The organism is Undibacterium sp. Ren11W (assembly GCF_049340485.1).
GTDB lineage: Bacteria > Pseudomonadota > Gammaproteobacteria > Burkholderiales > Burkholderiaceae_D > Undibacterium.
Genome location: NZ_JBMPPB010000001.1, coordinates 891,818 through 912,057 on the forward strand (window position 1 = coordinate 891,818; position 20,240 = coordinate 912,057).

The following is a 20,240-nucleotide window of genomic DNA, read 5'->3' on the forward strand; positions in this document are numbered from 1 at the left end:
TTCTTTCAGTTTGTTTGATAGACTGCTTAGGCGAGATTCTTTAATACGGTAGCTAGCTTGCCAAACAACTCGTCTATATGTTTTTTCTCTATCACCAGCGGTGGTGACATGGCGATAATGTCGCCCGTGGTGCGTATCAGGATGCCGTCGGCAAAGGCTTGCTTGAAGGCGCTAAAGGCGCGCGCGCCTGGTTTGCCGGGTATGCTGGCCAGCTCTATGCCGGCAATCATGCCTATGCTGCGTAGATCGATCACATGCGGTAAGCCTTTGAGCGAATGCACCGCATTCTCCCAATAGCTCTGCATGCTGGCAGCGTGTTCGAGTATCTTCTGTTCCTGGAACACTTCCAGAGTCGCCAGCGCTGCGGCACAGGCGATAGGATGACCGGAGTAGGTGTAGCCATGAAACAGTTCTATGCCCGCCGGCCCAGACATGAAAGTATCGTAAATAAATTGTTTGCTAAATACCGCGCCCATAGGGATCACGCCATTGGTCAAGCCCTTGGCCGTAGTCATCATGTCCGGTTCCACATCGAAATAGTCGCAGGCAAATGGCGTGGTCAAGCGACCGAAACCGGTAATGACTTCATCAAAAATAAGCAAGATGCCGTGCTTAGTACACAGTTCGCGCAGACGCTTCAGATAACCTTTAGGTGGAATCAACACGCCAGTAGAACCAGCAACTGGCTCGACAATGACGGCGGCGATGGTGGAGGCATCGTGCAGAGCGACTATCCTTTCCAACTCATCAGCCAGATTCAAGCCATGCTCGGGCTCGCCGCGCGTAAACGCATTTTTCTCTAGATTATGCGTATGCGGCAAATGATCTACGCCACCTAGCAAAGGGCCGAAACTCTTACGATTACCACCGATACCGCCCACCGACATACCACCAAAACCGACACCGTGATAGCCACGTTCGCGACCGATCAGCCGAGTACGCGAGCCTTCACCGCGCGCCTTGTGATAGGCCAGCGCCATTTTTAAAGCCGTATCAACCGCTTCTGAACCTGAGTTGGTGTAAAACACCTGACCGAAACGGTGATTGGTGTAATCCATCAGTTTTTCTGCCAGATCAAAAGCGGCAGGATGCCCCATCTGAAAGGTCGGTGCAAAATCAAGCTGCCCGACCATCTCGCGCACCGCGCTGACAATCTTAGGCTGGGCGTGGCCACAAGGCACACACCACAAACCAGCCGTACCATCGAGCACCTGATTGCCATCAACATCGCGGTAATACATGCCTTCGGCTGAGACCAGCAAGCGAGGATTTTCCTTGAAATCGCGATTGGCGGTAAACGGCATCCAGAATGCATTCATGGATACAGGTTTGGCTAGATTCATGCTGCGTCTCCTCTTTCGTGGTTGTAGTGTTTGCTTTGAAATCATAGGTACAAGCAGAGTTCAGGCACAGATACACAAAGATTGGAAGACAACAACCGTATTGGTCGTGATAACATAACAGTTGCACATAAACCCACACTAGCAGAATTGATCATGAGTAGCATGCCAAACACCGTTTTCGATTTATCCGTAACTTCGCTGGAAGGCGGCAATCTGGAATGGCCGTTTCTGCATCTAAAACGTGGCAAAGAAACTAATCTGGTGGAGCAAATTTTTGTCGCCGTGAGTCAAATGATCGCTCAACGCGAGCTACCAATTGGCAACAAAATGCCCTCTGTGCGCCAATTCGCCAAGTGTAATGGCATCAGCACCTTCACAGTTGTTGAAGCTTACGATAGGCTAGTGAGCTCAGGTTTATTGGCCTCGCGGCGCGGTTCCGGCTACTTTGTAGCGCGCACAGAAGTGGCCGCTGCGCCACCAGCGCTGGTATTTCAGGCGACACCGACCGCTATCGATACCTTAACCCCCGACCTCTACAGCGGCATGTCGGGGGCCTTGCCGGTCGGCGCAGGCTGGCTACCGCCAGAATGGTATGGCGAGGCCACCATACTCGAGGCGGTGCGTCATGCCATGAAAATCCCGGCCAACCGACTACGCGGCTATGGACATCCTTTGGGCTTCCCGAGTTTGCGCCAACATATGGCTAGCACTCTGAGCGACAAGTTATACGCCGTCGAGCCTGACCAGATCCTGCTTACGCACGGCGCCACACATGCCTTTGACCTGATCTTACGCACACTCACCAAACCAGGTGACACCGTCTTGGTGGAAGACCCAAGTTACAGTAATTTATTGTCACTGATACGTTATCACGGCTGCGTTCCGGTTGGCATACCGCGTAATGAAACCGGACTAGACTTGGATTTTCTGGCACAACAGCTGTCACAGTGCGCGCCCAAACTGATGATAGTCAATACCGTGCTGCAAAACCCGCTGGGCACCTCGCTCAGTCAGGCGCAGGCGCATCGCTTACTCGCTTTGGCAGAACAATACGATTTCTGGCTGATCGAAGATGATATCTACCGCGAACTGGCGATGCCTGGTGAAGCCTCTTTGGCTGCCATGGATGGTTTGCGCAGAGTGATACGGGTGGGTAGTTTCTCCAAGACTCTGTCGCCCGTGTTTCGAGTAGGTTCTATTTCGGCCTCTAACACTCTTTTGCCAGAACTGGCGCGTATTAAGATGCTCGCAGGGCTGACCACCTCAGAAATTAATGAGCGCGCCGTGTATCACGCGATTTCGGCACGCCACTATCGACATATGTTAGAGCGCCTGGTGGTGCAACTGGACGCAGGACGCGAACGACTGATAGAAAAACTGGCCGAGCTTGGGATGAAGCCGATTGCCAGGCCACGCGGCGGCATGTTTGTCAGCGCTGGCTGGCCCGGTGCGCAGAGTGAGGATTGGAACGGAAAACTGGTGGCCGATCTGGCTCTGAAAGCTGGCATCTTATTGTCACCCAATGAATTTTTCATGCTGAGTAAGCCGGCCAACGTCTGGTTTCGCTTCAATGTTGCGTATGCCGATACGCCTATGTTGTATAAGTTTTTGCAGACAATCAAACCAGAATCAGCCCACTGATCAACCTATACTCCCCCCCTGTATCAACACAACATCGCCGATTGCGCATATTCTGATTGCGCAATCAGCTGATGGATAGCGATACTCCCCCCTCTCAATATCAATACCCTATCAACGCAAGCTCAAAGTTTGCCTTTTCCAGAGCGGGTCTTGCCATTTGTAAAAAATACTTAGTGAGCCGGGCTTATCGGCCCCATTTTCTACTTGCAGACTGTCCATGCTGAGCACCTCGAAACTGCGTTTGTAGCGCCCATCCACTCTGGCCTCACGCGCCACCAGCATTTTTGTCGTACCAGGTACCCAGCCGGCAAATTCGGCGTAGCCCAGATCGGGCTCGCTAACTGAAGGCGGCAGCACGTCTATCAGCCACTCTTTGCCATTCTGATGGAACAACCAAAGCTCGCGCCAACTTTCCATAGGCTGAACCGCCAGCGTGAGCGCACTGCCGTGCACATTGGCACGGGCTGAGGCCGCCCACACCACAGCGTAAGTACAGCGTTTGGCGAGAGGATTTTTTTGATTGTGCTGGGCGTCTATCAAACTGACACAGGTTTCACCAGGCTGGCCGGCCTCGGTGACGATACCTAAACCCGCTTTGCCAGCACTGAGCGGCTCAGCGGCCCAGCGCGTACTGCCAACCCTGAGCGCCGCTTCGGCGTAGGCATTGATATCTTCATCGGCAAGCTCATTCTTATTGACGCCGGCCAACTCTTGTAGCGCCCGCACGCCGGCTGCAGTGGCAGCCTCGCCTTTGCGACTATTTTGGTAGGCGATGGCGGCCCAGACCCCGGCTCTGCGCATACGCAAACGATTTTGCAGATGCTCAGGCAGATTAGTCGTGCTGACGCGATCGAGTACCTCAGCACGCCACACATCGAACGCATGGCGCTCGATTGGGCGGATCGCCGGATCGATGCAATCTTGCCGGGTCAGTGCCAAAGCGGCGCGCGCTTTTTGCTCAGCATTTTGTTCAGCGCGGCCATTCATTGCCAGCACGCGTCTGAACGCTTCACCGTCATAACAGAGCTGCATGCGCCCGTCGCGCTCGTAGGCATTAAATTTAACGCCATAGTTCGCCACCACTTCCAGATGCGCGGCGATGATGGGTTCAGTTTGCTTGGGTTGGCGCGAAGAGGCGCGCCGCGCCAGTCGCTCCGCCATACTAGCTAATGCGTCAAAGGCTTCCGGGCCGATCGCGCTGGCGGGTGCGGCCTTCAAAAAGGCGGCGGCATACGCTATGCCCAAAGCCTCAGCACCAGGCGTATCACGCAAAAAACGCAGCACTGCCATGCTATCGGCAGCGTCATCTGGCTGTAGCGAGATCAATCTTACCTGGCTCGCTTTCAGATAACCGGCCCGTTCGCGCCGGTGATCATAGACCTGCAGATAATCCAACTTTTCGCCGCGTATCTCTACGCTATCGCCCTGCCATAACACCGCCTGTTGTTGCGCCCCATCTTTTGGTGCAGCACGTAATGCCGCCTGATCCTGGGTCACGATGGCGATAGAAAGTAAGGCGCTCGTCGCACCGCTAGCAATGCTGAGTAACATGATTATTGTCCTTCTTCTTGATTTGCATCAGCTGCCGCCCCGGCAGCCACTTGCGCAGCAACGCGATCGCCCCGCACACTCCTGCCACTACCGAGCAATGCGGCGCCGATGAAGCCACCATCGCTAGGTGGCGGCGCAATAATGACGGAGATTTTGTCAGACAATTTGTCGGCCATGGTTTTCTGTATCAACAGCGGATGTTTGCTAATCAAAGCGCCATCGCGCTCCAGCTGTGCGCTCGCCACCTTACCGACCAGATCCTGGCGATACGCTTCGGCATCGGCCAATTTACGGCGCGAGTCGGCTTCGCCGGCCGCTTCTATCACCCTTGCCTGGGCAGTTCCTTCTGAGGTTTTGATACGCGATATTTTTTCCGCTTCCGCCTCAAACTGTCTTTGCTCTATTTGTTTTTGTTTAAACGGCAAAACATGTTTCATGGCTTCTTCTTGCGCCTTGGCCGCAATCACCTGTTCATTACCGGCGGCTTCTGCCGATTTTTCGCGTTTAATTTTATCGGCATCGGCTTCCAAGGCGGTTTGCTGGACCTGTTTCTCTTTTAGTTCCAACGTGTAGCGCATTTTTTCGCTCTCCAGCTCTTCTGCCAGCAAGCGCTCCATGCCTTTTTTATAGTCAGCTGGTAGTTCGACCTTGCCCATCATGACACTGCGCAGCAGTATGCCCTCCGCAGCCAATTTGAGTTTCAGCTCAGCTTCTATCTGCTGCTGTATCTGCTGGCGCTTGGATGAGAAAATCTCTCTGACCGTGTACAAGGTAAAAGCCTTGTAGATCACCCCTTGCACGATAGGCTCGACAATTTCACTACCGATGTCTGCGGGCAGATTACCCGACATTGCCGCTAGCCTGGCGGGATCGAGTGCATAACGCACGCTCAGATCGACACCTAATGACAGACCCTCTATTGATTGAAACGGCGCATCGCCGTTGCCTCTGGCGCTTAGTCCTGGGCGATAGGTCTGGTCTTGCAAAGAATAGCGACGAAACTCATGCATGCCAGGCACCACCAGCACACTCCCCTCATGCACTAGCATGGTTTTGCCACTAAATTGATTGCTGCGTATGCCGACTTCGCCACGCGCCACTTTGTGAATCGGCGGATGACTGTTTATTGCATAGCCAGCGGCAGCGAGGGCAAACACGAAAATCAGACGATTACGGGTGCGCTTGCTAATAAAGCCACGTTCCGAATGCGTTTGCATGCCTGATTTGATACGATCAGAGCCATGGGAGTAGGCCGAAGACAAAGTAGAACGCACCGCCTGGACTAAGGATTTAATACGATCAGTCATGACATCACCTAAAAAATGTAGAGAAAAATGTTGAGGAAAATGTAAATCAAATGATAGAAATTTTAGGGGCTATGCCGTGTACCACCTGCTGGCATACACCGCATTTCCCTGAGAAACATCTTGCGCTTAGGCTGGCGGAACAAGCAAGGCGGCCATACGGCCAGTATCATCACTGAGCCTGCATGCACGATCCGCCAAAGGAGCCAGCCTACACAGCTGTGAAGAAAAGCTCACAGCACAAGCAGGACTTTTTGCGTGAAAACATGGATACTCTGGCTAGTGCGTTCTGCCGGAGAAAAGTGTGTTGAAAACAGCAGTAAAAGTAGCCGTCATAGAAGACGATCTGCCCACCAGCAATCAGCTCAAGGGATGGATAGAATCGGCCTGTCCCGGGATACAGATAGATCAATGGTTTAGCCGCGACGAGGCCGAGGCCGCGATAGCGTGTGAGAACTACGATCTGGTCGTGCTCGATATTGAGTTGGGACGCGAAAGGCATGCAGGCGTGGCTATTATCAACGCCATCAATAAGCAACAAGCCGGAACTCCGGTGCTGGTGGTATCGGCCATGCCGGCGGCGATCTATCGCAGCATCATGAAGGCCTTGGATGCCTGGGACTATCTGCAAAAAACAACGTTCGAGGAATCCGATTTCATCGATACTTTTTTAGAGATCTTGCGGGCGGTCAAAGAACGCAAGCAAGTAAGGTCGGCGGACAATCCGGTGCCAGCCGCCGCGGATGAGCTGAGTATGGATCCACTGCGTCAACGTTCACCGGTCTGGCGCGGCCAGCGCATCAATTTGCCGCTGACCGCACAACGCATACTGGCAGCACTGTTTGCCAGCCGAGGGCTGGTGGTGTCCTACGAAGACTTATATGAAGTCGTCAAAAGCGGGCGCAATCGCGACAATATTCGCAAGCACATCAGCACCATACGCGAAGCATTTCGCGAGATCGACGACAATTTCGACTGCATAGAAAACGTTCCCATGCGCGGCTTTCGCTGGAGCGACTCAAGCAACTATCACAGGAAAAACTGATGCTACTGCCGCGCATAGTCTCGTTCCGTTTAAGGATATTGTTTCGCGGCGTATTCTTGTTGCTGGCCCTAGCCACACTGGCGTTGGCGCTCTCGGTACTGCAACAAGAGAAACAACTTAGCTACAATAATTACCAGAGCAGTTTCAAAAAAACCCAGCAGCAAATCTCTGCCACTTTGCGACACCCGGCCGGTCAACTTGCCTTACTCAATCCTCCGTCTGAACAACAGAGCATCGCCTTGCATCCCCTGCTACTGCCATTCTCAGCATTGGATTTCGACGATCAAAGCAAAGTGCAGCAGGCCATCGCAATCTCAGGCTGCCTGCTGCAATATGGCAGCGCTGGATCGCTCTGCGCAGGCATAGGAAACAATCCCTGGGCTGGCGGCTATATTTATGTCGCCGGCAGCTTCAACAGTCCCACGCTGGTGCCGCATCCGCGCGCCGGGCAAATAATGGATCAGTCCCATAGACTCAAAGTCAGTGTTGCGCTACGTGGCCAACGCTATGACTGGATCGCGCCCTTTGAGGAAGACGGTCAAAGCAATAAAAAAACCCTGGGCATGCGTGGCCGCCTAACCGGCTATTTGGCGAGCGAAGAAAACACGCCCAATGCCAAAGCCATCAAGGATTTTCGTGGCTGGATCTGGCAAAAAGGGATCTGCAATCAAGCCGAGCAAGATAGGCTAGATAGCGAAGAAGAATTAAACACCTGCAATAAAAACACTTTTTTCTCACTGCGCTTGCCGATCGCAGTATTTCAGGAAGCTCTGTTTGAAAAAAAACGTCCGGTCTGGCCACCCGAAGATCTCGATCAGATTCAGATACATGTCGCAGTATTTGCACCGGGGAGCCAGCAAGCGATTTTAGATAGCAATCAAGCGGCGAGCGCTTCGCCATTTTCCCTGCGTGACTTACAATCCTCACTGCTACCGGGTGAGGTGCTGACGATACGCAAACTGGGCGAACAGCGCGACCTCATTAAGCTAATAGGCGGCACCGAAGAACCTGATGACTCATGGAATCTGTTAACACGCTTGATACGTCGTCTGCCGGTCGATGAATACGATGTTGATCTGGTGAGTCGTGAGGTCATCAGTACGCCGCTGGATAACTACGAAATGACGCTCAAAGCTGACGTACGCAGCGTGAGTAAAAGTCTGGCCGTGGTAGCCACACGTATGGCTGGCTTTGTGGCTGCCATGTTGCTGGCCCTGTTATTGGCCTGGCTATTGATAGAAATTAGCATCATACGACGCATCACTTTACTGACCAGGCGCGCCACCGCACTCTCGTCCACATTTAAGGCCAGCGACGCTGGCGCACTGGAACAATTTAATGTCAGCGACTTACGCAGCGCCGATGAGTTAGGGGTGTTGGCTAGCTGCCTGCACGACTTGCTGCGCCGCGTCAAGGAAGATGTAGAACGAGAAGGCATACGCACCGAACAAGAGAAACAAATGTGGCACGCAGTAGGCCACGAAATCATGTCCCCTCTACAGTCTTTAATGGCCTTGCATGGCGGCACCGATGACCAGAGCAATCGTTACATCGCCCGTATGCAGCAAGCGATCCGCGTGCTCTACGGTAGCGCATCCCCTAGCGAAGCGTTTCAATCGACTGTATTGCAGGTAAACGAAATCGACATCATCCCCTTCCTGCAACACGTGGCCCACAATGCGCCCTGTGTCGGCATCGCTGATGTAGAGTTTATTAACGAGCAGGAGATCGAAAGCCTGATGGTGCGCGCAGACGAATACTCGCTGGAGGACGTGGTGACCCATGTACTGCGCAATGCCGAACGCTTTCGTTTGCTCGATACAGCTATCAGTATCCGCCTACAGGCTAGCGACAGCGCTGTCCTCATTAACATTGAGAATCAAGGGCCGCAGATTAAGCCGGAATTAATCGACAAAATATTTGAATATGGCGTCTCTGACCAGGCGGAGTCAGGTGCTAACGGCAATCGCGGTCAGGGCCTGTTCGTGGCCAAGACCTATATGGCAAAAATGGGCGGCACCATCAACGTTCACAACCTGGCCGATGGGGTCAGTTTTGTGCTCAGCCTGCAGCGCGGCTTACATTGACGGCTATCCAGCTTGCGTTCAATTTACTTCTTTTCGCTAATCCACAGCTTGATCACGCCTTTTAGCACCACTACGCCTTTATCATCGAGTGCCGTGATCACCACGTCCAAGTCGCCCGCGCGCCATTGTTCTGGATTAATTTGCGCAATACCGGTAATGTCACTGCCAGCCTTGGCGGTGTACTCCACGCTCATGCCCTTGGGGATCCAGCGTAAATGCTTGGGTATGGATGCCTCGGCACAAGCCCCCATCGCCATCTCCAGCAGATTACAAATCGCGATCACATGCACGGTGCCTATATGATTTTGCACAGCCTTGCGTTTTTTAATCGTCAGACGGGCGTAGTTGGGCTTTAACTCAACAACTTGGGCATTCACGGTTTTGAAATACGGTGCTTTGTACTGCACAAATTTTGAAAAAAGATATTTGCCGCCCGGATAGGCAGAAAACTGATTCCATAATTTCAGTACCGGTGTGATGTAGGCGTTCTCAGACATAAGCTTATTTTCGAAAAGTGTCAGGCTAAATTAGGGGCAAAAAAATTCCTCAAGACCTCAGATACTCCACCTGTGTATGCGATCATCCCAGCGTTTTACGCACATAAATACTGCGCAATCACTTGATGGATATGGATACTCCCCTTAAAACTTTAATAGCGGGAGATCTGGCTGACGAGAAACTGTGCGGCTATTCTACCCGCCACTATCTTAAATAAGTAAGAGGAATAGATCTAACATTGCGACTAGACTCGCGAAAAAAAATCGGTTGCGGCTGAAGTTTTAGACTATGCCAGGCCAAACGCCACGCTTGAAGTTAACCTCACACGACTTTGATGTTGGTTTCGCTCGCCGCACTGACCACAAGTGGCAATTCCAAAATGAAGGAGGTGCCTTGTCCAAGCACACTCTCGACTCGGATTTGCCCTTCCAGCAGAGAAACCACAATGTTATAGCTGATATTGAGACCAAGACCAGAACCGCCCTGACCGAATTTGGTAGTAAAGAAGGGGTTGAAGATATAGGCAATATCTTCCGGCTTGATACCAACTCCGTTATCGCTAAAAACAATCTCGACCTTATCCTCTCCTAAGCGCCGTGCCACTATCTGGATATGCCCATCACGGCGGTCGTCAAATGCGTGCAACAATACATTGCCGATAAAGTTAATGATGACCTGGCCATACGAGCCAGGGTAGCTATCCATTTGTATATCCGCTGGCACCTGTATTTCTAAAGTATGACCAGCGTTGCGCACTTGATTCATCATCGTTGCGATGATTTCGTGGGTAGTCTGGTACAAATTAAATTGACGCCGCTTGGCACTAGTTTGATCGACTGCCACCTGCTTGAAACTATTAATCAGATCGGCTGCATTGGTTAAGCTGCGCATAATGAGTATCGATGCTTCCTTCGCGGAGTCGATAAAATGTTTCAGATCGGAGCGTCGCGCGGTCGCGTTGACAAACAAATCGTTCATCGTTTCGGTCTTATCTTGCATAGTACTGGCAATCATTAGACTATTGCCTATCGGGGTATTGAGTTCGTGCGCAACCCCCGCCACCAGTGAGCCTAAGGCAGCCAGCTTGCCTTGCTCAACCAATTGTTCCTGCGTCTCCTTCAGATGGGCATAGGCATCGGCATTATCGAAAGCCACGCCAACATAAGAAGCGAGGGTACGCAACATATCCAGATGAATGCGTTGGTAGGCATTTTTTTGGTGACTATGGACACTGATCACCCCGCGTATTTTTCCATTAACGCAAATAGGAACGTACAACATAGACTGGGCACTGCAGGGCATGCTGCCATCGGCCAGCAATGGCAGACGGATAGTGCCAACGGTGAGATCTAAACTATTAAAATAGGCCTGATATTCCTGCTCCAGGTCATTAATGAAAACCTCTTTTTCGTGCGTGATGCACCAGACCGCAAACTGATTCGGCTCGCGCATATCACGACTGTAGGACGAATAGCGCTTGCCACTCTCAATGGCAAACGGGTACTCAATCAATTGTTTTTCTGGGCGATAGAAACCAATTCCAAAGACGCTGGCATCCATCAACTCGTGCACGGAGCGGTATACCATCATGATGATGGACTCACTATCCAACTTTGCGGTAATTTCACGCCCTATGTCGCTGAGCAAGGACATATTCCTATGCGCCAACTCCAGACTTTCTTTCTGCTGCTGAACTTCTGCGTTCTTTAATTGCAACTGCATCGTTCTCAGACTCACCTCTTGCTCTAGTACTTGTTTTTGCCACTTAAACGAGCGTATTCGCCACTGCAGAGCCAGATAGCCAATCGCTAAAAGCACACTTAACAGCAATACGCGAAACCACCAGGTTTTCCAAAACGGCGGCGCAATAATGATCTTCAAACTGGCACCTGCGTCGTTCCATACTCCGTCCGAATTACTGGCCTTTACCTTGAAAATATATTCACCGGGATCCAGATTGGTGTAGGTGGCAAAGCGTTTACTGGCATCTACCGAGACCCAATCCTGATCAAAACCTAGCAGTTGGTAGGCGTAGCGATTGGCCTGGGGATTAGCAAAGTGCAGCGCAGAAAATTCTATAGAAAAAACTGAGTCTTTATCGCTTAAGCGTATGCTTGTGGCGTTTTCTATCCCGCCTACGACACCAAGTTCCCGGTACCGCTGGCGTTCACTAAGCGCAGTGATCGATTGGTTAAATATTAAAAAATCAGTGATAACAACGGGCGGAGCCTGATGGTTATCCCGGATTACGCTAGCCTGAAAATATGTAATCCCATTTAAGCCACCAAAAATAAGTGTGCCATCCTTGGCCTTGTGACCGGACCCTATAAAAAATGCGCCGTCGGTCAAACCGTTTTTCGACGTGTACAGTTGTATGCGATCGGTAGCGGAATTGAGTTTCGAAATACCGATAATAGAACTAAACCAAATTTGCCCTTTTTCGTCTTCTAGGATAGCCCCGATTGACTCATTCGCGCCACGCTGCAAGTGTAGATACGACTTAAATTGCGGCTCGCCACTTTCTGGGTTTATCATTCGGCTTAAGCCACCGGCAGTGCCTATCCACAGCTGTTTTTTGCTATCTAGCAGAAGGTAGTTCACCCGGTTATGCAGTAAGCTATTTTCTTGCTTTGAATCACGTTGATAATGCTTAAATTTCGCACTGAGTTTATTAAAATGGTCTAAGCCATTTTCTGTCCCCACCCAAAGGCCGCCCTGAGAATCTGACGCCAGCGATAAGATAGAATTCTCGACTAGACTAGTGCCGTCATTCGCATCATGCCGGTAGGCTTTGAATGTGCTTGAATCTGCCTCCATTTTATACAAGCCACCCCGGGTGCCTACCCAAGTACTACCGTCGACGTCCGTGAATATCGTTTGAATATAATTTTCATTAATACCAGTACCCAGAAATAGACTTCGAAAAGAATTTGTTTTGGGATCGAACCAACTTAAGCCATTTCTGGTTCCGATCAATAGACGTCGGTTTTGATCGTAGGCGACGACTGAAACGCGGTCGTCCATCAAACTATTTTTGTCACCTTCCTTGTGACGCCAGACCTCAAGCTTGCCGGTATTCGGGTCAAAACGATTGAGCCCGCCACCTACCGTGCCTAACCAATATCGGCCTTGTTCGTCATCGATAATTGTTCTGACCTTGTTTTCACTCAAGCTATCAGGCACACCGATAAGTTGTATCAATCGTTCAAACCCGCCACTATGTAAATCAACGCGACTTATTGCAGAAAACCAGGTGCCTACCCATAGAGTACCGGAGCGGTCTTGCAGCAGAGTTTTCACTTCATTATTTGCCAGACTATTGCGGTCCAAAGCCTGCGCTTGGTAATTACTGATCAGACCAGTTTTGGCATCGCGGAACATTAAGCCATTGTTGACCGTCCCTATCCAGAGATTCTCATCCTGATCGTGCATGAGCGTCTGCACCGACACAGTTGCCACTCCAGCCGCCTCAGAAATGGGCTGCTCTATGACCGCACCAGCGCCTAACTTGACACTCGACAAGCCCGCGCTACTGCCTATCCACAAGCGACGATCCGGCCCGATAGCGAGCGCCAACACATTATTTTGGGTATTAACAGGACGATTTTTGAGTTGAATATCAATATGTATAAAACGAGATTGCTGAGGCTGAAAAAGGTCTAAGCCGTTGGCAGTTCCTATCCAGAGTTGTCCATCGTGATCACTATGAAGAGCATTTATTTTATTGGCACTGAGGCTATCCGCTTTTTGCGCATCATGCCGGTAGACAGTGAATTGATGCGTAGCGAACGAGAAGTGTTTCAAGCCATCTTCAGTTGCCAGCCAGATGCCACGCTCGCCATCTCTGGCAATCGCTTGCACCGAACGGTTGCTAGGGGTACCGGGTATCTCTTGCTGTGGAATATAACGGGTAAATTTTTTACTGCTGGGATCGAAGTGATTTAAACCGCCCTTGGTACCAAACCACAAGCCACCTTGAGTATCCTCATAAGACGATAAAATATAATTATCGATGAGGCTAGCCGGATCTTGCGGGTTGTTTTTATAGACCACGAAACGATAACCATCAAAGCGCGCCAGACCGGCTTGCGTGCCTATCCACATAAAACCCTGGCGGTCCTGCAAAAAGGTATTGATCGATTCTTGCGGCAAGCCGTTGCTAACACCGAGTTGTTCAAATCGCAGATTATGCGCAGGTGCGGCATACGCAATCGAGAATAGCAAGAAAGACAAATTGCACATCAGGCATTTTGCGACGCGCCGGAAAAACATTAATGAAAAAACCACCATGCTTTTGTCTCGTTCAAAGAGAAGTGTCACTAAGTGTCACTTTTAAGGCTTACGCAAATTCTCTCCAGCGTTGTTGCACTTCGCTTGCTGTACCAGCGTAAGTCCTGATTTATTCAATGTTATTTCCGCCACCTATGATTGCCACATCTGCTAGCCACATTGCGGACCGCAGTAAATTGCATTGCAAGACAATTTCATACTGCCATATTTTGTGTGGTGAGGCGATATGAATATCTACAATTGAGAACATTTAACGAAAAGCTCAGCCCGGAAATTAGCTTTTTCCACAAATCTTTGCGAGCGAATGGGTGCAGAGTCGATTTACCTTAATCCGACAGCTGTTTTTCTATACGGCGATCCGGGATGATCCAAAGTATGGCGACGGCCAACATCAGTGCCACCGCAATCAGCGGATAGCCTAGCAGCGCCAAGGGGATATTCAACAGGTAGACTGCCAATGAGATTTTCCCTTTTAGATCTACGCCGATCGCGCGCGCCAAGACTGAGTCATTGCCATGCACTTTAATAATACGCATCTGTAATAAGCTATAGGCACAAGCGCACATCAGCAGATCAAAGCCGTATAGAGCAACCGGCAGCGCGGGGAAATGATTCTCCCCCATCCACCCCGTGGTAAAAGGCAAGAGCGAGAGCCAGAATAGTAAATGCAGGTTGCTCCACAAGATGCCTGCGCTCACCTGCCTGGCGGCGTGCAACAGATGATGGTGATTATTCCAATAAATCCCCACATACAAAAAACTCAAGACATAGCTAAAAAACACGGGAGCCAATTTTGCCAGATCCGCCCATAATTCCCCATGGGGCACCTTTAACTCCAAGACCATGATGGTGATAATGATCGCGAACACGCCATCACTGAATGCTTCCAATCGTCCCTTACCCATTATCGTCTCCGTTATCCGTGTTTTCATCGTGATAAATAAGTACGGCCTATTGCCGACCCACTTAATATGACATACTCCCTACCTGTATCGATCACCGCTAGTCAAATACGCATATGGAATGTGCGCAATCGGCTGATGTCAGGCGATACTCCCCCTATTACTCACATTATTATATAGAAAGAAGCTACTGCTCCCGATAGCTCGCTGCCTGCAGTAATAGCCACTCACGAAACTGTATTAGTGCAGCGCTCTCGGAGCGAGCTTCGGGGCATAGCAATTGATAGCGATTTCCGCTTAAGAACGGATGTGGCACGGCGATCGTCAATAAGCCCGCCTTCAACTCATCTTCGATCAGGAAAGGCGGTATCAGAGCGATTCCCATGCCATGGATTGCGGCTTGGCTAAGCATGGAAAACAACTCGTAACGGCCGCCCGTCATATCATGCTCTACCTTTAAAGCCAGGGAGTCGAACCATTCACGCCAGGCATAGGGCCTGGTGCTTTGTTGTAGCAGGGGATAATTTTGTACTTGCTCGGGCTCCAAATACCTAGCGGGCGCGATCAATGCGGGGCTACACACCGCCACCAGGTTTTCTGATAATAAGTCATGCGTGGTCACCCCCGGCCAGGCCGTTTTACCACAATGGATAGCGGCATCAAACTCGGTATCGTTAAACAGAAAGGCGCGCGTGCGGGTTGCCAGATTCACCGTAATATCGGGGTAATCGCGCTGAAACGAGGCCAGACGCGGCAACAACCAGCGAGTGGCAAAACTGGGCACCACCGCCAATTCCAGACTACCGCCCTGGCCGCGCCTTGCCATCATCTCCAGCGTGTCGCGCTCTACTGAATTGAGCCGCACTGCCACCTGACGGCTATACGTCAAGCCAGCCTCGGTCAGCAACACGCCGCGTTTACTACGCAAAAATAGTTGCACACCCAAGAATTCTTCCAGACCCGCTACCTGTCGACACACCGCACTTTGCGTCAACGCCAATTCGCTGGCAGCTTTGGTAAAACTTTGATGTCGGGCGGCGGCCTCAAACGCCATCAGGGTCCAGGTATTGGGGATTTTTCTGCGCATACTGGTTCAGTCTAAAAATCGATTAAAGAAATATCTACTTTCATAATGTAACACCTTGTGCGTTTTACGCACAAGCATGCGTGTGAGCGTGCAAAATATTCGTTTGAAATATCTGTCGTGTTTCTTTATATTGCTGTCACATACAAAATTTCCCTAACTAATTACCGCTGCGCTGAGCTTAGGATCTATGCATAAACCGAATCAGTTATGTAAAAATCAGCACAAAATCGACAGCTAAACAGCTCCTAAACAGCACCTAAGCTGCACCTATACAGGAAGAAAAATGAAATCAACTACCAGCAAAACAGAATTTCAATGGGATGACGCCCTGCTTTTATCGCAGCAATTGACGGATGAAGAGCGCATGGTGCGCGACGCTGCACAGGCTTACTGTCAAGATAAATTGCAGCCACGGATACTCGAATCCTTCCGTCACGAAAAAACCGACCCAGCGATTTTCCGCGAAATGGGTGAACTTGGCTTGCTTGGCCCGACCATTCCTGAACAATACGGCGGACCCGGTCTCAATTACGTCAGTTACGGCTTAATTGCGCGTGAAGTAGAACGCGTCGATTCTGGTTACCGCTCCATGATGAGTGTGCAGTCTTCACTGGTGATGGTGCCGATTTACGAATTCGGTACTGAAGCGCAAAGACAAAAATTCTTACCTAAGCTCGCTAGCGGTGTCTGGATAGGTTGTTTCGGCCTAACCGAACCAAATCATGGTTCCGATCCTGGCTCTATGATTAGCCGCGCCAAAAAAGTGGCGGGCGGCTACAGCATTTCCGGTAATAAGATGTGGATCTCCAATTCTCCTATCGCCGATGTATTTGTGGTCTGGGCCAAAGATGATGAAGGCAAGATCCGAGGCTTCATTCTGGAAAAAGGCATGAAAGGCCTGAGCGCCCCGGCCATACACGGCAAATTCGGTCTACGTGCCTCGATTACCGGCGAAATCGTCATGGACGAAGTCTTCTGCCCTGAAGAGAACGCATTCCCTGACGTGCGCGGCCTGAAAGGTCCGTTTACTTGCCTTAACTCGGCCCGTTACGGCATCGCCTGGGGTGCTTTAGGTGCGGCAGAGGACTGCTTCCAGCGCGCCCGCAGCTATGTCATGGACAGGCAGCAATTTGGCCGCCCACTGGCCGCGAATCAACTGATACAAAAGAAACTGGCCGATATGTTGACCGAGATCACCTTGGGCTTACAAGGCTGCCTGCAATTGGGCCGCATGAAAGACGCAGGTACCGATTGCGTAGAAATTACTTCCATTATGAAGCGCAATTCTTGCGGAAAATCGCTAGAGATTGCCAGAGTCGCGCGCGATATGCTGGGTGGCAACGGCATCTCGGATGAGTTCGGCATCGTCCGCCACATGGTAAATCTGGAAGTGGTCAACACCTACGAGGGCACGCATGACATTCATGCTCTAATCCTAGGTCGCGCCATCACTGGCATACAAGCTTTCTGCTGATCTGAAATAGTCCGTCTTCATGAGCTTACTTCCCGACATCAAGGTATTGGATTTAACCCGCGTACTGGCAGGCCCGTGGTGCACGCAAATCCTGGCGGATTACGGTGCCACTGTGATCAAGATAGAGAAACCCGGTGTCGGCGATGACACCCGTCACTGGGGGCCACCGTATGCCAAGGATGCTGACGGTAACTTGAGTAGCGAAGCGGCCTATTATTTATCAGCAAATCGCGGCAAGCAGTCGCTGACCCTGGATTTTTCTAAGCCAGAAGGTGCAGCGCTGTTACGTCAACTAATACAAAAAGCTGATGTCGTGATAGAAAATTACAAGGTTGGTAGTTTGCAAAAATACGGCCTGGATTACGACAGTTTAAAAATTCTCAATCCGCGCTTGATTTACTGCTCCATCACTGGTTTCGGTCAGACCGGCCCGTATGCCGAGCGCGCTGGCTACGACTTTGCTATTCAAGGCATAGGTGGCCTCATGAGCATTACCGGTGAGCGCACCGATCTGCCTGGCGGTGGGCCGCAAAAAGTGGGCGTGGCCGTGGTGGATGTGATGACAGGCATGTATGCCAGCAGCGCCATTCTTGCAGCACTGGCAAATCGCGCCAGTAGCGGCCTTGGGCGCTACATCGACGTCGCCCTACTCGACGTGCAGGTGGCGATGTTAGCCAATGTAGGCATGAATTATCTGGTGAGCGAGTCGCTACCTAAGCGCTGGGGCAATGCTCACCCAAATATCGTGCCATATCAAACTTTTGCGACCGCCGATGGCGAGATCGTGATTGCGATTGGCAACGACAGCCAATTTTGCAACTTCTGTACCGCATTGGGTACCGCCGAATGGAGTAAGGACCCGCGTTTTTGTAGCAATCCTGCACGTGTCAAACACAGAGAAATTCTGGTGCCCATGATCGCCGCGCAGATGGAAAAATGGAATAGCCGGAGTTTAACCGAAACACTTGAAGCACTTGGCGTACCTTGCGGCCCCATCAATAATCTGGCACAGGTGTTTGCCGACCCCCAGGTGCAAGCGCGCGCCATGCGAGTTGATGTACCACATCCGACCGCCGGCAGCGTACCTCAGGTCCGACATCCAGTGCAGTTTTCGGGTGATGCAATCGCTCCCATGCAAGCGCCACCACTACTAGGCCAACATACTGAACAGGTGTTAGAGCAAATGCTAGGATTGCCAGCTGAGCAGATCGATTCCTTGCGTGCACGTGGATTAATTTAAGTTTTTTATATAACATTTTTACTTATAGCATTAACGCACACCGGACAATATCACCGCGGCCAGCAATTTTCCGTAGTAGACGATTTTGTCCGGTGTCACATACGCATAACCAACCAAGAGGCCACGTCGTGCCGGGGCTTTCAGATAATAGGTCGACAAGGCCTTCACTGATATACCCGATTCGGCTGCTAATTTTTCCAATGCCACATCGTCGACTTGATCGGGCAACTCGACCACCATATGCAGGCCAGACTCTTCACTGGAAATGCTCACGCGCTGACTAAATTGCGCACCAAACTGCGCCACCAGGGTCTTACGCAATAACTCACGACGCGCACCGTAGATCTGCCTGATCTTCCGTATATGGGTAGTAAAATGCCCCTCTGAGATAAAGTCGGCCAAGGCAGCCTGCACCATCAATTGACCAGGTCGCTGCAAATCATACAGCGCAATCTTAAACGGCTCGGCCAAGGCACTAGGCACCACCATATAGCCAATCTTAATTCCGGGATACAGTATCTTGGAAAACGTCCCCATGTAGACCACTCTATCGTCCGCATCGAGTCCCTGCAATGAGGCCAATGGCCGACCGGTGTACCGAAACTCACTATCGTAGTCATCTTCGAGTATCCAGGCGTTTTTACGCACAGCGACATCGAGTAATTCACGCCGCCTTGCCAGGCTCATCACTACACCGGTAGGGTATTGGTGTGAGGGGGTGACGTAAATTAAACGCGGATCAGTCGCTAAATCTTCCGCAGCCAACGCTATCCCTTCAGCATCAACCTTCACTGGATGCAAGACCAGGTCGCAAGCCTCAAACACTCGTCTGGCAGCCCAATAACAGGGATCCTCTACCCAAGCAGTGTCACCAACGTCGGCCAATAGTTGCGCGCATAGGTCCAAAGATTGATGGGTGCCCGAAGTAATAACAATGTTTTCCACCGCCACTCTGACCGATCGCGAAACGCGTAAATATTCAGCAATCGCCAGACGTAAGGGCAGAAAACCTCCCGCGTCTGCATAGTCCAGCAATTCCGAGCGCGCTTCACGCCAGACCCGGTTCTGCAAGCGCTGCCACAATTTAAACGGAAAGTGCGTAAAGTCGGCATCACCTGGCACGAAGGGTTGAATCTCAAAGCGGGGTCCGGCCGCAAATGCGGTGATATGCGCACCACGGCGCGACAATGGTGCCGCTGGTGCCACCTCAGACGAAGTAACAACTTCAGCATTATCGATTTGTGTCCTTGGGTCATCGATAGGCTTTAACTCAGCTAAATCTGCCACATAAGTGCCACTACCCAAACTACTAGTTACATAACCTTCGTTCGATAATTGCTCAAACGCTGCTACCACAGTGTTGCGCGCAAGGCACAAATCGCGAGCCAGATCTCGACTTGAGGGCAATTTTGTTCCCGCGCCTAGGTGATGTTGGTGAATCGCAGTTTTGGCCGCTTCATAGAGCCTACGCTGCTGTGGCAAGCCAGAAAAAAAATCCGCCCGAGCAAGCAAATTGGCAAGTAAATCTGATGCGAGTGACATAAAAGTAAAGTGGTTCCATCAAAATGAATAAAGTGGCGCTTTCCATCATACCAAACTCCGAATATTCTGTGTTTTGTATTTATTTAATATTTATCTTGTGCAACAAGTGTCGTAATCAAGGGTGGTTTTGGTGCAACGCAAAAAATTTAGAGCTTTGCAAGTGGATCCACCTAGATTAGTATTTAAATTATGTTTTAGCTCCAATATTGTTTTCGGCTCACATTATTATTTACTTT

The 20,240-nt window shown here is 50.8% G+C and carries 13 protein-coding genes; 5 read left to right on the forward strand and 8 right to left on the reverse strand.

Going from position 1 to position 20,240, the window contains the following annotated elements; all coding sequences use genetic code 11:
• Positions 1-26 precede the first annotated feature (26 nt).
• Positions 27-1,343 carry an aspartate aminotransferase family protein gene (locus ACO0K8_RS04050; RefSeq protein WP_422945332.1) on the reverse strand — a complete coding sequence of 439 codons (1,317 nt, stop codon included), beginning with the start codon at positions 1,341-1,343 and terminating at the stop codon, positions 27-29.
• Between the two features lie 162 nt (positions 1,344-1,505).
• Between ACO0K8_RS04050 and ACO0K8_RS04055 the strand changes: the two genes are divergently transcribed.
• Positions 1,506-2,984, forward strand: a complete 1,479-nt coding sequence (locus ACO0K8_RS04055) for a PLP-dependent aminotransferase family protein (protein WP_422945854.1) — start codon at positions 1,506-1,508, stop codon at positions 2,982-2,984.
• Positions 2,985-3,095: 111 nt separating this feature from the next.
• Here ACO0K8_RS04055 and ACO0K8_RS04060 read toward each other — a convergent pair whose 3' ends face one another.
• Positions 3,096-4,535 (reverse strand): hypothetical protein, encoded by a 1,440-nt coding sequence (locus ACO0K8_RS04060; protein ID WP_422945333.1) that lies wholly within the window; start codon positions 4,533-4,535, stop codon positions 3,096-3,098.
• 2 nt (positions 4,536-4,537) lie between these two features.
• Positions 4,538-5,842 carry an SPFH domain-containing protein gene (locus tag ACO0K8_RS04065; RefSeq protein ID WP_422945334.1) on the reverse strand — a complete coding sequence of 435 codons (1,305 nt, stop codon included), beginning with the start codon at positions 5,840-5,842 and terminating at the stop codon, positions 4,538-4,540.
• A gap of 301 nt (positions 5,843-6,143) precedes the next feature.
• Between ACO0K8_RS04065 and ACO0K8_RS04070 the strand changes: the two genes are divergently transcribed.
• The gene (locus ACO0K8_RS04070; RefSeq protein WP_422945335.1) at positions 6,144-6,884 is read left to right on the forward strand and encodes a response regulator transcription factor; all 741 of its coding nucleotides are present in this window, start codon (positions 6,144-6,146) and stop codon (positions 6,882-6,884) included.
• Positions 6,884-8,971, forward strand: a complete 2,088-nt coding sequence (locus tag ACO0K8_RS04075) for a sensor histidine kinase (RefSeq protein WP_422945336.1) — start codon at positions 6,884-6,886, stop codon at positions 8,969-8,971. Before ACO0K8_RS04070 ends, ACO0K8_RS04075 begins: the two co-directional genes overlap by 1 nt.
• Positions 8,972-8,994: 23 nt before the next feature.
• On the opposite strand, the gene ACO0K8_RS04080 is transcribed toward ACO0K8_RS04075, so the two are convergent.
• The 4 genes from ACO0K8_RS04080 to ACO0K8_RS04095 form a co-directional block, all read right to left on the reverse strand.
• A complete protein-coding gene (locus tag ACO0K8_RS04080) occupies positions 8,995-9,468 on the reverse strand; it encodes a hotdog fold domain-containing protein (protein WP_422945337.1) in 474 nt (157 codons plus the stop codon).
• A gap of 322 nt (positions 9,469-9,790) precedes the next feature.
• The gene (locus ACO0K8_RS04085; RefSeq protein ID WP_422945338.1) at positions 9,791-13,759 is read right to left on the reverse strand and encodes a two-component regulator propeller domain-containing protein; all 3,969 of its coding nucleotides are present in this window, start codon (positions 13,757-13,759) and stop codon (positions 9,791-9,793) included.
• Between the two features lie 326 nt (positions 13,760-14,085).
• Entirely contained in the window at positions 14,086-14,664 is a 579-nt protein-coding gene (locus ACO0K8_RS04090) for a TMEM175 family protein (RefSeq protein ID WP_422945339.1), read from the reverse strand.
• 184 nt (positions 14,665-14,848) lie between these two features.
• On the reverse strand, positions 14,849-15,748 hold the full coding sequence (locus ACO0K8_RS04095; RefSeq protein ID WP_422945340.1) for a LysR family transcriptional regulator: 900 nt from the start codon (positions 15,746-15,748) through the stop codon (positions 14,849-14,851).
• Positions 15,749-16,031: 283 nt separating this feature from the next.
• Here ACO0K8_RS04095 and ACO0K8_RS04100 point away from each other — a divergent pair, with 283 nt between their 5' ends.
• A complete protein-coding gene (locus ACO0K8_RS04100) occupies positions 16,032-17,222 on the forward strand; it encodes an acyl-CoA dehydrogenase (protein WP_422945341.1) in 1,191 nt (396 codons plus the stop codon).
• A gap of 19 nt (positions 17,223-17,241) precedes the next feature.
• Positions 17,242-18,462: a CaiB/BaiF CoA transferase family protein gene (locus ACO0K8_RS04105; protein ID WP_422945342.1), complete on the forward strand. Its 1,221-nt coding sequence runs from the start codon at positions 17,242-17,244 to the stop codon at positions 18,460-18,462.
• Positions 18,463-18,492: 30 nt separating this feature from the next.
• On the opposite strand, the gene ACO0K8_RS04110 is transcribed toward ACO0K8_RS04105, so the two are convergent.
• A complete protein-coding gene (locus ACO0K8_RS04110) occupies positions 18,493-20,004 on the reverse strand; it encodes a PLP-dependent aminotransferase family protein (protein ID WP_422945343.1) in 1,512 nt (503 codons plus the stop codon).
• Positions 20,005-20,240 lie beyond the last annotated feature (236 nt).